Source organism: Terriglobia bacterium, assembly GCA_020073185.1.
In the GTDB taxonomy this organism is placed as follows: Bacteria; Acidobacteriota; Terriglobia; order Terriglobales; family Acidobacteriaceae; genus JAIQGF01.
This window is the reverse complement of sequence record JAIQFT010000005.1, coordinates 51,430-68,996: the sequence shown is the minus strand read 5'-3', so window position 1 is coordinate 68,996 and position 17,567 is coordinate 51,430. Positions and strand designations below refer to the sequence as shown.

General features: G+C 63.4%; 18 protein-coding genes. 7 read left to right on the top strand and 11 right to left on the bottom strand.

The window, feature by feature from the left end; genetic code table 11:
• Positions 1–142: 142 nt before the first annotated feature.
• The 7 genes from lpdA to sucB all read left to right on the top strand — a co-directional run bounded on the left by lpdA (position 143) and on the right by sucB (position 7,974).
• Positions 143–1,570: a dihydrolipoyl dehydrogenase gene (lpdA, locus tag LAN64_02450; GenBank protein ID MBZ5566691.1), complete on the top strand. Its 1,428-nt coding sequence runs from the start codon at positions 143–145 to the stop codon at positions 1,568–1,570.
• Positions 1,571–1,654: 84 nt separating this feature from the next.
• The gene (gene lipB / locus LAN64_02445) at positions 1,655–2,566 is read left to right on the top strand and encodes a lipoyl(octanoyl) transferase LipB (protein MBZ5566690.1); all 912 of its coding nucleotides are present in this window, start codon (positions 1,655–1,657) and stop codon (positions 2,564–2,566) included.
• Positions 2,567–2,787: 221 nt separating this feature from the next.
• The gene (locus LAN64_02440; protein ID MBZ5566689.1) at positions 2,788–4,083 is read left to right on the top strand and encodes a thiamine pyrophosphate-dependent dehydrogenase E1 component subunit alpha; all 1,296 of its coding nucleotides are present in this window, start codon (positions 2,788–2,790) and stop codon (positions 4,081–4,083) included.
• On the top strand, positions 4,084–4,794 hold the full coding sequence (locus LAN64_02435; GenBank protein MBZ5566688.1) for a DUF3800 domain-containing protein: 711 nt from the start codon (positions 4,084–4,086) through the stop codon (positions 4,792–4,794).
• Positions 4,787–5,287 carry a hypothetical protein gene (locus tag LAN64_02430; protein MBZ5566687.1) on the top strand — a complete coding sequence of 167 codons (501 nt, stop codon included), beginning with the start codon at positions 4,787–4,789 and terminating at the stop codon, positions 5,285–5,287. The genes LAN64_02435 and LAN64_02430 overlap by 8 nt, the downstream gene beginning before the upstream one ends.
• A 126-nt stretch (positions 5,288–5,413) precedes the next feature.
• Positions 5,414–6,388 carry an alpha-ketoacid dehydrogenase subunit beta gene (locus LAN64_02425; GenBank protein MBZ5566686.1) on the top strand — a complete coding sequence of 325 codons (975 nt, stop codon included), beginning with the start codon at positions 5,414–5,416 and terminating at the stop codon, positions 6,386–6,388.
• 155 nt (positions 6,389–6,543) lie between these two features.
• Positions 6,544–7,974, top strand: coding sequence for a 2-oxoglutarate dehydrogenase, E2 component, dihydrolipoamide succinyltransferase (sucB, locus tag LAN64_02420; GenBank protein MBZ5566685.1), 1,431 nt, complete (start codon positions 6,544–6,546; stop codon positions 7,972–7,974).
• 92 nt (positions 7,975–8,066) lie between these two features.
• On the opposite strand, the gene LAN64_02415 is transcribed toward sucB, so the two are convergent.
• The 11 genes from LAN64_02415 to LAN64_02365 form a co-directional block, all read right to left on the bottom strand.
• On the bottom strand, positions 8,067–8,327 hold the full coding sequence (locus tag LAN64_02415) for a hypothetical protein (GenBank protein ID MBZ5566684.1): 261 nt from the start codon (positions 8,325–8,327) through the stop codon (positions 8,067–8,069).
• Between the two features lie 175 nt (positions 8,328–8,502).
• A complete protein-coding gene (locus LAN64_02410) occupies positions 8,503–8,739 on the bottom strand; it encodes a hypothetical protein (GenBank protein MBZ5566683.1) in 237 nt (78 codons plus the stop codon).
• 34 nt (positions 8,740–8,773) lie between these two features.
• Entirely contained in the window at positions 8,774–11,086 is a 2,313-nt protein-coding gene (locus LAN64_02405) for a hypothetical protein (GenBank protein MBZ5566682.1), read from the bottom strand.
• 88 nt (positions 11,087–11,174) lie between these two features.
• On the bottom strand, positions 11,175–12,152 hold the full coding sequence (locus LAN64_02400) for a hypothetical protein (GenBank protein MBZ5566681.1): 978 nt from the start codon (positions 12,150–12,152) through the stop codon (positions 11,175–11,177).
• Positions 12,149–12,646, bottom strand: a complete 498-nt coding sequence (locus LAN64_02395; GenBank protein ID MBZ5566680.1) for a hypothetical protein — start codon at positions 12,644–12,646, stop codon at positions 12,149–12,151. Before LAN64_02395 ends, LAN64_02400 begins: the two co-directional genes overlap by 4 nt.
• A gap of 19 nt (positions 12,647–12,665) precedes the next feature.
• Complete coding sequence (locus LAN64_02390) at positions 12,666–13,070, bottom strand: hypothetical protein (GenBank protein ID MBZ5566679.1); 405 nt, start codon at positions 13,068–13,070, stop codon at positions 12,666–12,668.
• Positions 13,071–13,223: 153 nt separating this feature from the next.
• Positions 13,224–13,844: a hypothetical protein gene (locus LAN64_02385; protein MBZ5566678.1), complete on the bottom strand. Its 621-nt coding sequence runs from the start codon at positions 13,842–13,844 to the stop codon at positions 13,224–13,226.
• A gap of 83 nt (positions 13,845–13,927) precedes the next feature.
• Positions 13,928–14,887, bottom strand: coding sequence for a hypothetical protein (locus LAN64_02380; GenBank protein MBZ5566677.1), 960 nt, complete (start codon positions 14,885–14,887; stop codon positions 13,928–13,930).
• A gap of 119 nt (positions 14,888–15,006) precedes the next feature.
• Entirely contained in the window at positions 15,007–15,444 is a 438-nt protein-coding gene (locus LAN64_02375) for a hypothetical protein (protein MBZ5566676.1), read from the bottom strand.
• 83 nt (positions 15,445–15,527) lie between these two features.
• Positions 15,528–16,121 (bottom strand): hypothetical protein, encoded by a 594-nt coding sequence (locus LAN64_02370; protein ID MBZ5566675.1) that lies wholly within the window; start codon positions 16,119–16,121, stop codon positions 15,528–15,530.
• A gap of 241 nt (positions 16,122–16,362) precedes the next feature.
• Positions 16,363–17,556, bottom strand: a complete 1,194-nt coding sequence (locus tag LAN64_02365; protein ID MBZ5566674.1) for a phage portal protein — start codon at positions 17,554–17,556, stop codon at positions 16,363–16,365.
• Positions 17,557–17,567: the final 11 nt, after the last annotated feature.

The window sequence follows — 17,567 nt, the reverse complement described above, 5'->3', positions numbered from 1 at the left end:
TCTACGGATGCTTCAGCCTTGCTCTTGAGCTTGGACGCAGCCGCGTTCGATGCCAAGCCGTCAGTTCGCGCATCGCGCCCCCGTGTCGTAGAATCACTTGTTTGTGGATTGGCTCGAATTCATTCCTGTACGGAGCTAGACGGTGGCAGACAAGATTTATGACTTGGCAATCATCGGCAGCGGCCCGGCCGGCTACACCGCTGCGATTCGCGCCGGACAGCTTGGATTGAAGGTCGCGCTCATCGAGAAGGACAACAAACTCGGCGGTACCTGCCTCCACGTGGGCTGCATCCCGACCAAGGCGCTGCTGTTCAACGCGGAACTCTGGGACCACCTGAAGGCCGCGCAGGAGTTTGGGATCGAGGACCTGGGCACGCCCAAACTGAACTGGGGCGCGGTACAGCAGCGCAAGGACAAGATTGTCACCAAACACGCCAAAGGTCTCGAGTTCCTGATGCGCAAGAACAAGGTGGACACAATCACCGGCTACGGACGTCTGACCGGACCCGCCAAGAACGGCCTGCACGAGGTCGAGGTCTCTACCTCGGGTGGCGCGGCCGGGGAGCGCAAGACGGTCAAGGCGAAGAACGCGATGCTGGCCACTGGCTCGGAAGCGCGCATGCTGCCCGGACTGCAGCCCGACGACCGCATTCTCACTAACATCGAGATCCTCAGTCTGAAGGCCATTCCGAAGTCGCTGATCATCGTCGGATCGGGCGCGGTGGGCGTGGAGTTTGCTTCCATCTACAACTCCTTCGGTGTCGGTTGCACGGTGCTGGAAATGCTGCCGCGCATCGTGCCGCTGGAGGATGAGGAGATTTCCAAAGAACTCGACCGCGCATTCCGCAAGCGCAACATAAGGACGCTGGTGAATGCGTCGGTGAAAAAGGTGGAGAGGACCAAGGACGGGGTGGCGGTCAGCTTCGAGGTGGACGGCAAGTCACAGACCGCCGAAGCGGAGAAAGTGCTGATTGCGGTCGGGCGTAAGCCGCGCACCGAAAACGTTGGCGTGGAGAAAACGAAGATCAAGACCGAGCGCGGCTTCGTCCACGCCGATGGGTGGATGGAAACTGCCGAGCCGGGCATCTATGCTGCCGGAGACATCGTCGCGGGCATGCCGCAACTGGCGCACGCCGGATTCATCGGGGCCAAAGTCGCGGTGGCACATATCGCCGGGAAAAACGCGAAGCCGCTTGACCGCAATAAGATTCCCGCATGCACCTACTGCCATCCCGAGATCGGCAGCGTCGGCCTGACCGAGGCGTCGGCCAAGCAGGCAGGACGCACGGTAAAGATCGGGAAATTTCCGTTCTCGGCGAACTCGCGGGCGTCCATCGTCGGCGCGCACGAGGGATTCATCAAGATCGTTTCCGACGCGAAGTATGGCGAAATTCTCGGGGTGCACATCATCGGGCCGTCGGCGACCGAACTGATCGCCGAAGCCGTGGCCGCGATCGAACTGGAAGCCACGGTCGAGGACCTCATGTACACCATCCACGCCCACCCGACATTGTCCGAGGGCATGCTAGATGCGGTGGAGAGTGTGGACGGATTGGCAATAGATTTTTAGACTTCAGCCACAGAGGACACAGAGGTTTTTCGAGCGGTCGCTTCTTGCTTCCATTTCCTCCGTGACCTCTGTGGCTAGTTTCTTGTGATTATTTCCGTCGTCCAACTCGGCACCGTGGATTACGCCACCGGGCTGCGGCTGCAGCAGCGGCTGGTCGAGTTGCGCAAGAACAACGAGGTCGCCAACGTGCTGCTGCTGCTGGAGCACACGCCGGTCATCACGCTGGGGCGCAATGCGCGGCGGAACAATGTGCTCGCCTCCGATGAATTGCTGCAGCAGCGCGGCGTCGAGCTGTTCGAGTGCGACCGCGGCGGCGACGTGACCTATCACGGCCCGGGGCAACTCGTCGGCTATCCCATTTTCGATCTGCGCAGTTTTCTCGGGCCTGACGGGCGGCGCAAGACCCTTGGCGCTGTCGAGTACGTCCGCCGCTTGGAAGAGGCGCTGATCCGAACCTGCGCCGATTACGGCATCGCGACGGAGCGCGTCGCCGGCATGACCGGCGTGTGGACGCAACTTTCAACCGCTGTCATTCCGAGCGGACCGAACGACCCTGAGCTTGTCGAAGGGGAGCGAGCGCAGTCGAGGGACCCCTACCCGACCCACGAATCCCAGGCCAAAATCGCCGCCATCGGCGTGCACATCTCGCGCGGCGTCACCTCGCACGGCTTTGCGCTGAACGTCACCGACCAGCCCCTCGAGTATTTCCAGCTCATTGTTCCGTGCGGCATCAGTTCGAAGCCGGTCACCTCGCTGGAACAGCAGTTGTGTGGCCCGGGTCTCCGGTCCGGGGCGCGCGGGTCCGAGGCCCGCGCCACACCGTCCATGGATGACGTTGCGCAGGCGCTGGCACGCAACTTCGGGCGCGTCTTCAATTCGCAGATCGTCTGGGTGGATTCGCTCGATGCCCTGCTCGGCCGCTCGGTCGGAGTCCCCACTCGCGCACCCGAAGAACTGCGCAAGATGGTGGGCGAAGAAGATACGTTCTGGGTCTAGGCATTCAGCCGCCCCTACGGGGCTCTCATCTGACCGCAATGGATCCGGCAGTAAACTGAGGGGCTACTCTCATTTCGTCCCGTACGGGACGGCATGAGAATAGCCCGCCACTTGAGTGGCAGGAGTCGACCGCAAACGCGTCTGAGTCTCGTAGCGACGGTTGAAATCCTGCCTGCAGTGTGCCATTTCGTTGGGCGGTGCAATAATGTCCGGTCACGCCAATGGCCAAGAAGCGTTATGGCAGGACCAACAAAACGAAAACGCCGGCGTCGAAGAACTCGCGGCCGAGGGCGGCCGCGCCACTAGCGTCCGACCAGCGCTGTTACACCATCGCCGACTGGCGGCTGGAAAAGCCGGAGTTCAAGATCGAGCAGCAGCGCGAGGGTGAAGAAGTCCGCTACATCGTGCACGGCGACCTCAGCCGCGCAGCGCCGCCGATCCGCGAATCGAAATATCTCACGCGCGAGCAGCACATCGAAATCTACCGCTGGATGCTGCTCAACCGCCGCATGGAAGCCGCGTTGGAAAATCTCTACAAGCAGGGCAAGGTCGTCGGCGGCGTGTATTTCGGGCTCGGGCAGGAAGCGTGCTCCTGCGCTTCCACTTACGCGCTGAAGAAAGACGAGTGGATGGGCCCGATGATCCGCAACCAGGGCTCGCTGCTGGTCAAGGGGTTCTCCGCGCGCGACATCATGATGCAGTACATGGCGAAGGCCGGCTCGCCCACCTTCGGCAAGGACGCCAGCTCGCACTTTGGCGACATCTACGAGCGCAACGTCGTGTCGCCGATTTCAACTTTGGGCGATTTGATCCCTGTACTCACCGGCGTGGCGCTGGGCGCGCGCCTGCAAGGGCGAAACATCGCGGTGATGACCTACATCGGCGATGGCGGACAGTCCACCGGCGTGACCTACGAGGGCCTGAACTTTGCCGCCGTGCAGAAGCTCGGCCTGGTGCTGTTCGTCGAAAACAATATCTGGGCCTACTCCACGCCGACCGACGAGCAGTTCCGCGTGAAAGATCTGGCGGAGCGCGCAATCGCATACGGCATTCCCGGCGTGATCGTGGACGGCACCGACGCTTGCCAGGTGTACGACGTGGCGCACGAAGCCTGCGAGCGCGCCCGCCGCGGCGCGGGCCCGACGCTGATCGAGGCCAAGATGATGCGCATGAAGGGCCACGCCATCCACGACGCGGCGCAGTACGTGCCGCGCCCGCTGTTCGAGTACTGGACGCGGCGCGACCCGATTGCACGCTTCGAGAACTACCTGGTCAACGTGAAAAAGTGGCTCACGCGCGAGGAAAACGAAAAGCTGGTTGCCGAGGTCGAGCGCCAGTTGGACGAAGATCGCGAGTATGCCGTCAATTCACCAATGCCGGATCCGGCGACCACACCGCTGAACATCTGGTGCGAGGGCTGCCACGAGGTGAAGCTGAAGTACGCCGTGCCGCAGTATCCGAACGAAAAGAAATCCGCCGGACGCAAGCAGGTGGAGGCGGCGGGACATTTGAAATAGATGCCCAACACTTTCAACATCTACTGCGATGAAAGCTGCCATCTGGAACATGACCGACAACCGATCATGGTGCTGGGTGCAGTGTGGTGCCCGACAGAGAAGTCACGCGAGATCGCAGTCCGTATCAGAGAGCTGAAGCAGCGCCATGGGATCTCGCGTGACTACGAAATCAAGTGGGAACGGGTATCTCCGGGCAAGTTGGAATTTTATCTAGACGTTGTCGATTACTTCTTTGATGACGACCACCTCAACTTTCGTGCTTACGTCGCCGCGAAGCACGGTCTTCGTCATGAGGAATTCGGACAGGACCACGACACTTGGTATTTCAAAATGTATTTCCACATGCTCGCGTTGTTGTTGGACCCCGAGAGTCGCTACCGCATTTATCTTGATATCAAAGACTCACGAAGCGCAGCAAAGATCGCCAAACTACATGATGTCCTCTGCAACAATATCTATGACTTTCAACACAGGATCATAGAGCGGGTACAAACAGTTGAGTCAAAGCATGTGCAGCAGGTGCAACTGACCGATTTGCTTGTCGGAGCGGTTTCGTATGCGAATCGCAACCTGCAAACGAGCAAAGCAAAACTTGCGATTGTAGATCGGATCCAGAGGCGCTCGGGATACAGTCTGACTGGGAACACCCTGATGAGAGCACAGAAGGTGAACCTGTTCCATTGGTACCCCCAGGGAGCGCAACATGCCTGAGCCAGCGTGGGTACCGGCGCTTGTTTGTTTGGCGGATTCCGGTAACGACTGGACCGTGTACCTGGATGTCGTGTACCTGATGTTCAAGAAGGATTTCGTTGAAACTACCCCGGTGTTCGAAGGGCAGCGACTGCGCCTGAAGCGCCATCCGATGAAGGACGGACGAGAGGCGACCTTCTGGCATTTAGTCAGCGAAGGTGATGATGAAAGGTCGCGCGTTCCTGACGAAATGAGGTGCGAACGTATCCGCTGGCCAAAGGCAGTGATCGAAAAAGTCCCGTGCACGGAACTGAAACGCTGGGAATCAAAGCGCGGTAGCGAAACGAGGGTTGTTATCGCTTTTGACGATTACAGCTATGTCGTCGTCCTAGCAAAACGTAGCGGCTACTTCTTACCTTGGACGGCGTATCCGGTTGAGCGAAAGCATAGACGCGCCAAGCTGCGGAAAGAGTGGGAAGAGTACCAGCGAAAAAATACTGGGGCCGCCACATAGTGACGGCCCCGTTACTCCTTCCACAGTGGTGGATGAGCTACCTAAATTAGATGCGGCATGCACCAAAAAGTCAACGAAAACAGCGGCCGTGCTATCAATAGTTTACCCGGAACCTACGGTACCAAAATGGCACTAGTCACTTATCTCGAAGCCATTCGCCAGGGAATCTGGGAAGAGATGGAGCGCGATCCCAGCGTCTTCTGCATTGGCGAGGATATCGGCATCTACGGCGGCGCGTTCAAGGTCACCGAGGGCTTTGTGGACCGCTTCGGGCCGGAGCGCATCATTGACACGCCGATAGCCGAGTCGGCGATCGTAGGCGCGGCGTTCGGCGCCTCGCTCACCGGCATGCGTCCGGTGGCCGAGTTCCAGTTCATGGATTTCATCGGATGCGCCTTCAACCAGATCGTCAACATGGTCGCCAAGGCTCATTTCCGCTGGGGCGCGCCGGCGCCTCTCGTCTTACGCGGGCCCGGCGGAGGCGGCGTGCACGGCGGGCCGTTTCATTCGCAGAATCCCGAGGCGTGGTTTGTGCACGTGCCGGGGCTGAAGGTGGTCTGCCCGGCGACGGCGTACGACGCCAAGGGGCTGATCAAGTCGGCGATCCGCGATAACAATCCGGTGGTGTTTTTCGAGCACAAGTTTCTCTACCGGCGCATCAAGGAAGAGCTGCCCGAGGGCGATTACACGGTTCCGCTCGGCCAGGCTCGGGTAGCGCGCGAGGGACGCCATGTTTCCGTGATCACTTACGCCGCCATGGTGCACGCGGCACTGGAAGCCGCGGAAACACTGGCGAAGGAAGGGATCGATCTGGAAGTGGTGGACCTGCGTACGCTGCTGCCGCTGGATCGCGAGGCGATCGCGGCGACAGTGAAGAAGACGAACCGCGTGATCATCCTGCACGAAGATGTGCGGACCGGCGGCATCGCGGGCGAGGTTTCGGCCATCATTAATGAAGAGGCGTTTGACTGGCTGGACGCGCCGATCATGCGCATCACCGCGAAAGATACCCCAGTGCCATTCTCGCCGCCGCTGGAGGAATGGTTCTTGCCTAAGGCGGAGGATGTCGTCGCACAGGCGCGAAGTTTGATGCTTTACTGAGCGTTCTGCACTCAGCGGTCGGCATTGTGCCGCGCAGGGCTTGCTGGGAACCTCGGCCGGCTGAAATGCTGGCAGCTTATAATATTCGGTTGCGGATGAGGTGTCCGCATCACCGGTACTTGGTTCCGCTCTGGTTTCGCGAAAGAAGGACGACGATGCCGACTGACGTGGTCATGCCCCAGATGGGGGAATCGATCTTCGAAGGCACCATCACCAAGTGGCTGAAAAAGCCGGGCGACAAAATCAATCGCGATGAGCCGCTATTCGAAATCTCCACCGATAAGGTTGATGCCGAGATTCCGTCGCCGACGGCGGGCGTGTTGAAGGAGATCAAGGTTCCCGAAGGCACGACCGTGCAAGTGAACACGGTGGTGGGGACGATCGCCGCCGAGGGCGAAGCCGCGGGAGCACCGGCCGCCGCGCTCGCGCCTGCCAAGGAAGAAGCGTCGTTGCGCGCGCCGGCGCCAGCCAAGGTCACACCGAAAACTGGGGCAGGCACAGTTTCCACCGAGGGCCCCGCAATGCAGCCCGCGCCGGTGGCCAAGGCAAAAGTTCGGGAAGCAGCGACAGAGAAGCGCGAGACGGTGCTTGAGTTCCCGAATGTCACCGAGCCACAGCAGGGGGAGCGCATCCGGTCTTCGCCGCTGGTGCGCCGCATTGCCCGCGAGAACAACGTCGAACTCAACCGGGTTGCGGGCACCGGCTTGGGCGGACGCATCACGAAGGAAGACATCCTGCAGTTCATTGAGCACCGTCCGGCGCCGGGGCAACAACCGGCAGCGGCGGCGAGCGCAGGAGCGCCGGCGCCCGCGGCGCAGCGCGCGGCGTATCAGCCCGGGACGGCGGCGCCGGCCATGCCCAGCCAGCAGCCGATTGCGATTCCGGGCGAGCTGGTGGCGATGTCTCCGATGCGCAAGAAGATCGCCGAGCGCATGGTGGAGTCGAAGCGCACCAGCGCGCACGTGCACAGCGTCTTTGAAGTGGACCTGTCGCGCGTGATGGCCATGCGGCAGCGCGAGAAAGCAAGCTTTGAGCAGCGCACCGGCTCGCGGCTGACCATGATGACGTTCTTTTGTCGCGCGGCCATCGAAGCGATGCGCAACTGGCCGATCGTCAACGCGTCGGTCGAAGGCGACAACATCCGTTACCATCGCAATATCAATCTTGGCATCGCGGTGGCGCTGGACTGGGGACTGATCGTGCCGGTGATCAAGCACGCCGAGGAGCTGAATTTCCTCGGCGTCCAGCGCGCCATCCTCGATCTGGCGGAGCGTGCGCGCAGCAAGAAGCTGCTTCCCGACGAAGTCGCGGGCGGCACCTTTACCATCACAAACCCGGGCAGCTACGGCCAGATGTTCGGCCTGCCGATCATCATGCAGCCGCAGGTGGCGATCCTGGGTGTGGGGTCGATTAAGAAAGAGCCGGTGGTGATCACGGCCGAGAGCGGCGGAGATTCTATCGCCATACGATCCATTTGCCACCTGATCCTCGGCTACGACCATCGCGTGATTGACGGCGCCGTGGGCGACCAGTACCTGCGCGACGCGGCGAAATACCTGGAGAACTGGAACGAGCCGCTGGGATGACGCGGCCATCGGCTATCGGCCGTCGGCTTTCGGGCCGGCGGCCTTTTTCTGGTGGTCGCTTCGGCCGATCGCCGATGCCGAAAGACGACGGCCTATTTCGCCTTCGCCCAGGCGGAGGCGTTCAGGCACTGCACGGTGCCGTCGATGATCTGGCCGAGGCCGTTGCGGAACGTTTCCGGGTCCACGATCTCTTTCTCGGTCACGGCCTGGGTGATGGAGAGCGCCGAGGCCACGAAGTTCAACGCCGCCTCCTTCTTGTCCGTTCCGCTCTTGCTTCCGAAGACGGATTCGACGCCCTGCACGACGGCGGGGACGAAGGCGATGCCACGAAGTAGTTTTGCCAGGAAATTCATAGCTGCTCCTTATTATTAAAGATCGGGTGATCTGGTGATCGGAATCCAGCGTGTCGAGGCGGTTCTCGCGAGAGACGCGCAGGGGCCTCTCCGCGTGCTGCGGATCGGTGGCCCAGTGAGCGCCGAGGGCGCGCGCGCGTAGCGGCCGCAAGAAATTCAGGCTTGGTCACGCTGGTCAGCGGCTCACGCGGAGGAATTGGAGCACGACGTGGGCGACGGTCATCAGTGCGGCGAAGACGCAGCCAACGCCGGCGAAGCGCTGCACAACCCGCTCATGGCGATCGACGCGCTCCGTCAGTTCCTGGATGAAGCCAGGTTTTCCATTCCCGAGGAGCCAGCGCATGTTGGTCTTGATCTCGGCAAGGTCTTCCAGCACCTGGCGCTCGAAGTCAGCGACGGCGATTTCATGCATGATGTGCGTTCCTTGGAGAGAACCGGCCCCAGCGCTACCAGGGATAATCAACGTGCAACAGCACGGAGTATTGCGAGTAGCGCGGCGGCACCGAGGCGTCGTACTGGCGAATATAAAAGTCCTGCACGCGCGAGAGGCGGGACAGGAACAACACCGGTTCGGTGTAACGGCCGATTAGGTTGCGATCATTGTCCGCCCCCCAGGCGGTGTCGCTGCGCCGAACTTCGAGGCCGCCGCCGGCTGGCGGATCGCCGTGCGTGTCGATCATGACCGAGGTCGAGGTGACGTCAATCACCTCGGCCTCGGTCAGTGGCGTTAGCGGGGCGCCGGTGGCGGGGGCGGTTGCAGCTTGTGCGGGCACGGCGGCGTTGGCGGCCGGCCCAAGTTGGAAAGCGAACGGCTCGGCAAAATCGGTGGAGAACTTGATGGTGTATTGTGCGGCATCGCCGGCGAGGTCGGCGGCTTCGATCTCTACTTCGCGGACAATGGCGCGGAAAGCGGCGCCGCGCGAGGGCACGTTGACGGCGAGCGCATCGCCGGGCAGGACGTCCGCTGCCGCGCCGGGAAGGAAGTTGCTCCACACGGCGTATTCGCCCGACCACGCCGGTTGCGTGCTATCGTCGAGAAAGGCGAGCGCGGCCTGCTCACAATCGTCGGTAGTGCGGGCGGGCGGGGCGGTGAGCGACACCACGGCGCCACGCATACCATCGTCATTGTCGGTCGCGTTGGCGGCGATGCTCGCCGTATCGCACAGTCGTGCGATGGCGCGACCGGCGGAGCGGTAGCTGACCACGATTTTTTCGCTGGCCGCCGGCACATATGTCGGATAGAACGAGAGCTCGGGGGCGCTGGAAATGTGGCTCTCGGCGCCGTCAGAAAGCGCGCCGACCAAACGGCCGCGGTAACTGCCGCCCAGGGGGCAACTGCGCACTTCGGCGTCCACCGCGCGCAGGATGCTCGTGAAGGCCAGCGAGGCATGCAGGCTGGCGCCGTCGAGCAGCGCATAGGTGCAGAAGTCGGGCGCGGCGGGCAGGTAGGCGTCGAAGAGCACGGTGGAAGCGGAGACAATGGTCGACGGATTGTTGGGATCAAGATCATGCGCTTCCAGGATGACGCGCACCGCCGCCGCGATCGCCGCGCCGCCGCGCCCGCTGCCCACCGGGTGCAACGACGAATGAAAGGTTTGGGTGCGCCGAAAGATTTCCGACGCGTAGATGCGAGTGGTCAGCACGTAGCGATGCCCGGCAATGGTGGTCATGGTGGTACCGGCGGGCGAGCCGTTGACGATGGGGGCGATCACTGACTGCGCGCCCGAGGGAGTAACGCGGAATCCGGCGAAGCAGTCGGCGAGCGACACCGCGCCGGTGTACAGTCCGCCCACCGCGCCATCAGACGGGGCGGTAAAGCTGATGTCGCCGTGCCGCAAGAGGAGCGCGCCTCCGAGTTCGATCGCTTCGGCGAAGCGGACGGTCGCGTTGCCCTCGATGCGCAGCTCGCCGCCGGTAACGGCGACCGCATGCGCAGGATCATTGAGGAGCCACGCTGTCGGGCGCAGCACGCTGCCCGCGTATTCCTCATCGAGCACAAGCGATGAGCTGCGCCCGTACGGCACTTCGGACAAGTAGAAGTGCAGCGTGTAGCCGTCGCCGAGGAAGTAGTCTTTCACGTAGGCGCGCGGTTCGACGTACCCGACCACGGTGACGTCGTTCACAGGATGCTGTGACGAGCTGAGCCGCAGCGCGTCGGGACAAAAGAGGGGCGCGGCTTCATCGAGCGCGTGCTCGGTCGCGCCGATGGGACGAAAAAACAACTGCCCGTCGTGGGCGCGATAGGAGGCGCGGCTGAGCAAGGCGAGTCCGGCCGCGTGCTCGGACCACGGTTTGCGCGAATCCACAAAATAGCTGGGAATGACGGCGAGGTCCTCGACGCCGGTACCGTCGAACGCTCCGGGTTGGAGGTCTTCCGCGAGCTGTTTCAGCGCGTTCCCGGCGGCGCGATGGGTGAACGGGGCGCGCTGCGGGAGCGTTTTGTTGTCGAGCAGGAACTCGTCGCCAGCGGCACGCAGTGCGTAGCGATAAACGGGGCCGCGCGCGCCCCAGCCGAGGTATTCGTACTCCGGTGTGCTCGTGAGGTAGCCGGTGAAGATCTTTTCGCCGTCGTTGCGCGCCAGAACCACACCAGCGCCGCGGGTCGGCACGACAAACTGCGCATCGCCAGCGACGAGCGACGCCCGCAGCTCGGCCGGCCGATTCAGGCGCCGACGCACGCGCGGCGGGCAATCGACGTCGAGCGCCGCGGTGTAGTCGCGTGCGCCGGCGCCGTCGAAATTATCAATCGTCAGTTTCATGGGTTGCTCAGCTGGCAGTCTCCAGCCGTCAGCCAGCGGTTCCAGGCAGTTTCTCCTGGCGGCCGATGGCCGACGGCCGAAGACTTGCTCAGTACAGCGCCGAGGAGGGCGCGGGGAAAAAGCTGCGGTAGCAGACTACCTGCTCGCCGTCGTTGAAGTCGGTGAGCGGCAGAGCGAGGAACGACGCGTGCAGCGCCCAGCCGCTCAGTGATGCGGGCAGTTCGAAGCGCATCTCCCCGGCGGGCGCGGCCGGCTGTAGGCGCGGGTAGTGGAAGCAGACGCGCGCGCCGCTCTCCTGCTCCAGCACGAACAGCGCCGACCACTCTTGGAAGAAGCTGCCCCCTTCGCGGTCCACGAACGCGACCACCTTCTGTGCCGCCGCGCCCGCGGGCGGCACGCCGCCGATCAGAGGTTGCGCGAGGGTAACGGTGGTGACGGTTTTCAGGGCTACGCGGCCGACGTTGAAGGTGACGCGGCGCACGTAGTGCCGGTCGCGCAACACGTCCACGGGGTTGTTGACGTACGCGCCCGCGACGCCGGTGCCGACGTAGCCGGTCTGCTGCTGATAATCCACGTCCACGGCAAGCAGGTCGCCGTCTGCGAACGCCTCCACCGCGCCGGCGCCGAAGATGAGTTCCTGCGCGGTGGAGCCGGGCAGCACGGCGGTGGCCGAGAGCGGGCTTCCGCCGGAGGGCATGGCGTCGGCGTTAACGTCGGCGGCGAGAACGTTCATGTGCTGTGATCCGCCGGCGAGCGCCATCTGCAATTTACCCCACTCACGAAATTCGCACTCCACGCGCGCCTCCAGCTTCCGGCGCAACTGTGCGGTCGGCGCCCCTTTTGCGCCCGCGCGCACGGTGGCGAACGACGTCGCGGGAATGCGTTTCAGGCTTTCGAGCCAGCCGAGGTCGATCCACGGCGCGGGCGGCGTGTCCAGCTCGAAAGCGCCGTGCTTGGACGGATCGTAGATCGCCGGTGCGCCGGTTTCGCGATTCACCGGGGCGAAGTAGGCGCGCGTGCGCCGGGAGATGGCGGCCATGGGACCACGGGGTGCGAAGCTGCTCATGCCTGGTCCACCTCGGGAAAGAAGAAGACGGTGAGGCGCGCCTGGCGCTTCAGCTCATCGTGGGCGCTCTCGATGTCGCCGAATTCCGGCAGGCCCCAAAACACGGTGGTGCCGAGGCTGACCGGCGGCGTGGGAGCGCAGTCAAATTTGGGTGTGCGCGGTGGCGAGACGAGGCGCAACAGCTCGGAGTCGAGCGCAGCCAGGGCGCGTCCGCGGTCCACGGCTCCGGGCTGCGCGCCGCTGGCACAATAGAAGAAGCGGCAGTCGATCTTCATCAGCGGGCGGCGTGCGGACTCAGTGCCCTTCACGAACGCGGGGATTCCCCAGGTCAGGTGGAAGGCGTTGGGCAGAGGCGGTGCGGAATTTGCGGGCTCGTTTTCGTCCGCCAGTACGGCCGGCCGCATGCGGCCCTCGACCACCACGGTTCGCGCCGGATCGAGTGCCGCGAGGCGATCGCGCAGGGCGATGTAGAAGCTGTCTTTGGCAAATTGCATAAGGCATCTCACCTGTGAGCTAGCAGCTTTCACCGGCAACGACGCGGTAGAGGTACGGTGTCCCGGCGAACGAATCGGCAGTCATGCTCTCCACGTGCAGAAGTTTGTGTCCGTAAACGATGCCAAGGGCGCCGGTGAAGAAGTCTTCCGCCGATTCACCGCGATCGGCGAGATAACGCGCGAGCGAGGCAGGCGCGAAGAGGAATTCCAGACGCAATCCCGGGTCCGACGCCCGCGCCACACTGGAGCGCGCGACCGCGGGCGTGACCGTGAGGTCCACGGTAACCGGGCCTTCGATGCCGAGTTCGGCATTAGCCGCATTGCCGGCGGGCGCGACGGGACAGCGGATTACAACATCGCCGCCGCCGAGCGCGCGCAGCATGGCTTCGGCGGCGCGGGCCAGGGCGGCGGTGCGAGAGTTCATGGTGATATCGGGCATTTGTCTAGTCCTTGAACGGGGCCGTTAGCCGCAGAGGACACGGAGAACAGCAGGCAAAGCATTTCCGGTTTCTCGTGCGCCGCGCACATCGGCTGGTGAACCAATTCCTCTGTGTCTTCTGTGGCTAAATGCCCGGCGTCAGAGTTTCTGCGCGACGTAGGGCGCCAGCAGCTTGCGGACGGTGGGGTCCAGGAGCGTGTCGGCGAAATATTCCAGGTGCATGGTGGCGAGCGAGCCGGCGCGGACGTTGAGCGCGGGCGTGGCCTGGGCGTTGCGCACGATCTGCGCGCAAGCGACCTTCACCGCCCCAGGCAGATCACCGAACCCTGCGTTATAGGTCACATCCAGCTCGTTGAAGGTCAGGCCGAGCGCGTTGGCGGGCAGCGTTATTTCGCCGGTGTCGGCGCTCCATTCGATGGTCGCCGGGTCGAGTGCGGTCCACGAGCCCGGCAGCGAGAATGCCTGCGCGATCTCGTTGGCCGCGTCGCCGAGGCCGTCACCGCGACGCGGCACGCCGTAGCGAGCTTGCACGGTGACAAACGGAGTTGGGGCGGGCGCAACCGGCGCCAGAGGGAGGTAGCTCAGGCGGACCGTATTGCGCCCGCAGTCGAGGCGCGGGCGCTCGCGATACTGCGCCACTTCGAGTGTGGGACGTCGGCAGTGGGCGTCGATGAGCGCCGAGGCGGCGGCGATCCACGCGGCGGAAGTGGTCGCCTCCAGCCCGTACGCCTCGTATTCGTCGGGAGTCAGATAGTTCATGAAGTAAGGCTCCAGGCTTCAGGCTGCAGGCTTCAGGAAAGCCGGCCCGGAGCCTGACGCCTGAAGCCTGATGCCTAGTGTGTTTACCGCTCCACGTTCACTTTGTAGTGCGAGTAGCCGGCGCCCTTGACGACGACGGCGCCGAACTTCACCACCACCATCTGCTGTGCCAGCGAGCCGCTCAGTCCCAACTGGAAGACGCGCGGGTTGGGGTCGGTGAGCCAGTGATACTCGATCATGTCCTCGCTCACGATGTAGGCGGGGAACACGGCATCGGTGCCGGGCGTGCCGGTGTAAGGGAGCGACCACTCGGGGATGAGCGGCAGTTCGCCCGCCTGCGTGGAGAGCGTCTTCACGCGCAGGCCGGCCGCAATCTCCGTGGTGGAGAGCACAACATTGAACTGCGACTTCATCTCGCGGTCGACCAAGTCGAGCAGCACCGGGTTGGCGTAGATGGCGCTGGGGCGAACTTCGTAGGAGGAGTTCGCGACCATACCGGCGATGATCGCCTTCAGTCCATCGACGATGCTGGGATCGGCGCGATGAACCAAGCCCACATTGCCGCCGCCGGCGATCTGGCCGGCAGCGCCGAAGTACTGATTGGTGGTGGGCGCCGACAGGGAAGTATCGTTGCCGTTCCACAGCGCGACGTCGTGGGTGCGCATCAGGCCGTCCACCGCGTCCGCCAAATCCTTGGCCTGCAGGAACGCGAACTGCGATTGCTGCTGGCCGACCTCGAGGTCGAACAGGTTGTAGTTGATTTGCGAGACCAACGCCTTCAGCGGCACGCTGCGCTCGACGCGCGTGGGCGAGCCGACGGTGGCGACGATGTTGCGCGGGTCAACGAATGCGTTGGCGGCAGCGGGCGAGGTGATCGCCGTCTGCTCGAAGAAGCGCGACGGATGCCCGGTGGCGGGCATCTGCCCGAACACGCCGCGCCGGCGCACGATGTCGGTGATCTCGGATTGGTAGCGGTTGACCTCCAACGCGCCCGGACCGAGGAAATCGGCCGCCGCGTGCAGATCGAGGAATTGTGCGTTCATTTTTTCTCCGTTTCGTGAAATCCACCCCAGAGACACAGAGGCACAGAGCAACACAGAGGCTTCTTGGTCTCTGTGTCTCTGTGCCTCTGTGGTGCTGGTTTGATAGCTCGGGTCTGGGATTACTCCAGCAGCCCCGCACGCGCCATTTCCGCCTTGACGGCGATGCGCTGTTCGAGCGAGAGAGAGCCCAGAGCCTTGTCGAGCGCGGCGGAGTCGAGCGAGTCGTCGGCGTTGTTCTTGGAGAGCAACGCCGAGACCAGCGGCGGAAGCGTTTTGCGCAACAGGCGCGCTGCCTGCGCTTTCAGCTCCTGGTTGGCGTGCTCCAGTTCGGCGACGCGGGACTTCAGTTCCGCGGCTTCGGCGGGATCGGTCTGGTCGCCGGGGGCTTGTTCAATGCGCACCGCGATGGTGTCGTCAATAGCGGCGACGATGCGTTCCACCTTGGCGTTGAGTTCCTGGTGCTGCGCATCGAAGCGGGTGAGGGCGTTCTCCAGCGCTTCAGCGGCGGCGGCGAGCCGGGTGGCGGCAGTGGTGAGTTGTTCGTTGAGTTCGTCCATGTTTCTCCTGTTGAAATCGGGTGATCGGGTGATCTGGTGATCGGGCGATCTGAACTGTGGCGGATGTTCTTCCGATCACCGGATCACCCGATGAGTTCAATCCACGTGTCGCGGTACGCCGCTTTGTCGCGGCGGAGGACGGCGGCGCCGGTGAAGGTACACTCGCTGACCGTCCAGATGGCGGCGCGGAGGTCGTCAATGCGCGCGTCGGTGATCTCGTAGGACATGCCGAGTTTCTGGGTGGCGCGGGCGCCCTCGCCCGCGATTGTTTGCCGGCGCAGCTCACGCATGACCTCGGGGAAGTCGCGGGCGTAGAGGTAGCCGGCAATTTCGATGCGAGAGTGGTCAGTGGTCGGTGGCCAGTTGCCAGTCTTTGGTTTTGGCTGACCACTGATCACGGAACACTGGCCACTAACAATGTTGGCCTCGGTGATGATCCCCACCTTGTGGCGGGTGTCGTGGCGGTCGAGCGAGGGCGCGTAATCCAGCCCCATGCCGAGCAGCGAGGGCAGCGCCTGCTCGGCGGCGGAATGGGTGAGCACCACGCGATGTCCGCGCGCGCCCGAAGGCGCACGGTCGGATGGTGTGTCCAATAGGGTGAGCACGCCGCAAAACGGCGCGCGGTTCGGGTGCGCCGCGATCGGCGGCAGGTCAATGGCCATGGATTGCAGTTCGATGTTCATGTTGTTGTTCGGACGCGGTAATGGTCTAATTCGAGACGATGGCGAACGGCGAAGGACGAACACCGGACGCAGAGGTGTTAACAACCCGACTCCCGAAATCAAGGTACTTACCTTCGCTACATGCGTAACGGCGGTGCTCCTCTTCGCAATAGCACTACTAACCCTGGGATACCTGACGTGGGCGCTCTGCAAAGCGTAGCCCGTACTCTCCCAATCTCGCACTGCTCTGTTCTAGCTACAGCGGCGCCAATCCCCGCATTTGCCGCACTTCGTTCACCGTCAGCACGCCGGAGCGCAGCAGGATTTCCTGGATCTCGGCTTCGTCGCGCTCGTTCTTCGCGTCCACGTCGGTGAAGACAAATTCCAGATCGCTCCAGCCGAGTTTCTTGTGGAGCGCATCGCGCGTCAGGTGCTCGGCAAAGAGGCGCGCCGTGGGCACGATTGCCTGGCGGAAGGCCAAGTCGCTCAGTTCGGCGGCGGTGGAGCGGTTTACGTCGTGCTCCACGCCGAGGAAGAACGGTGGCAGATCGAAGGCGTCGGCGATGACCCTCAGCAGGAACTCCTGCCAGGCCAGCCGCAGGTCGCTGTCGTTGCCCTGGCCGAAGCGCAGTACCTCAGGCTTGGATTCCACCGAAAGTATCGGCACACGACCTGTTCCCTCAATCTCGTCCTGCCACCAGTGGATCAAGCGCTCGTGCTGCGCTGGGCCCAGGTCCTGCAGCCAGAGCGCGTACTGCACCACCGAATTCGAGGCCAGCCGCGCGGCGTAACGGTGCGCGCTGAGGAACTCGTTGATGGTTTCGAACGCCACCTCCAGCCGGCCCAGGCCAAAAGGCGTGTGCGTGCGCGGGTTGAGGCGGATGTAGCAGAGCTCGTCGTCGTTGAGCACGATCTGCCCCTGCGGCCCGTAGCGCCCGGTGGCCTGAACATAACGCGGTGACGTGGGCTGGCCGTCCCAGTCAGCTTTCATGCGGATGCTGGCGCCGTCCACCGGCCACATCACCAGCGGCTGTGAGGCGTCGCCGGTGGCCTGCAACTCGATGGCGCCGAAGCCGCCGACGATAACGTCCTCGAGCACCTGTTCCGCGAAGGAACGGAAGCTGTCGTCGGAGTTGGGCGAGTCGAAGTTGTCGGCAAGGGCGGCGATGCGCTCGGCGCCGAGCGCCAGTTCTTCGACGGCGCGACCCTTGCGCGCCTGCACCCGCCAGCGCATGCCGGCGATGCGGTCCTTGATGGTGTTGATCGCTTTGCGCGCGACCGGCGTCTCGGCGAAGCGACGCAGGTTGGCGGGCGTCGGCTTCGGCAAGGCGTCGGTACGCGGCGAGTAAGTGGAGAGGATCGAGGGCAACGGTTGCGTGCGCCGTTTTTCCGGCGCACGTACTCCTGCGATGCGGCCCATGAGGCCGCGAAGCGATTCTCGAATGTTCATGGTTTTGGCAG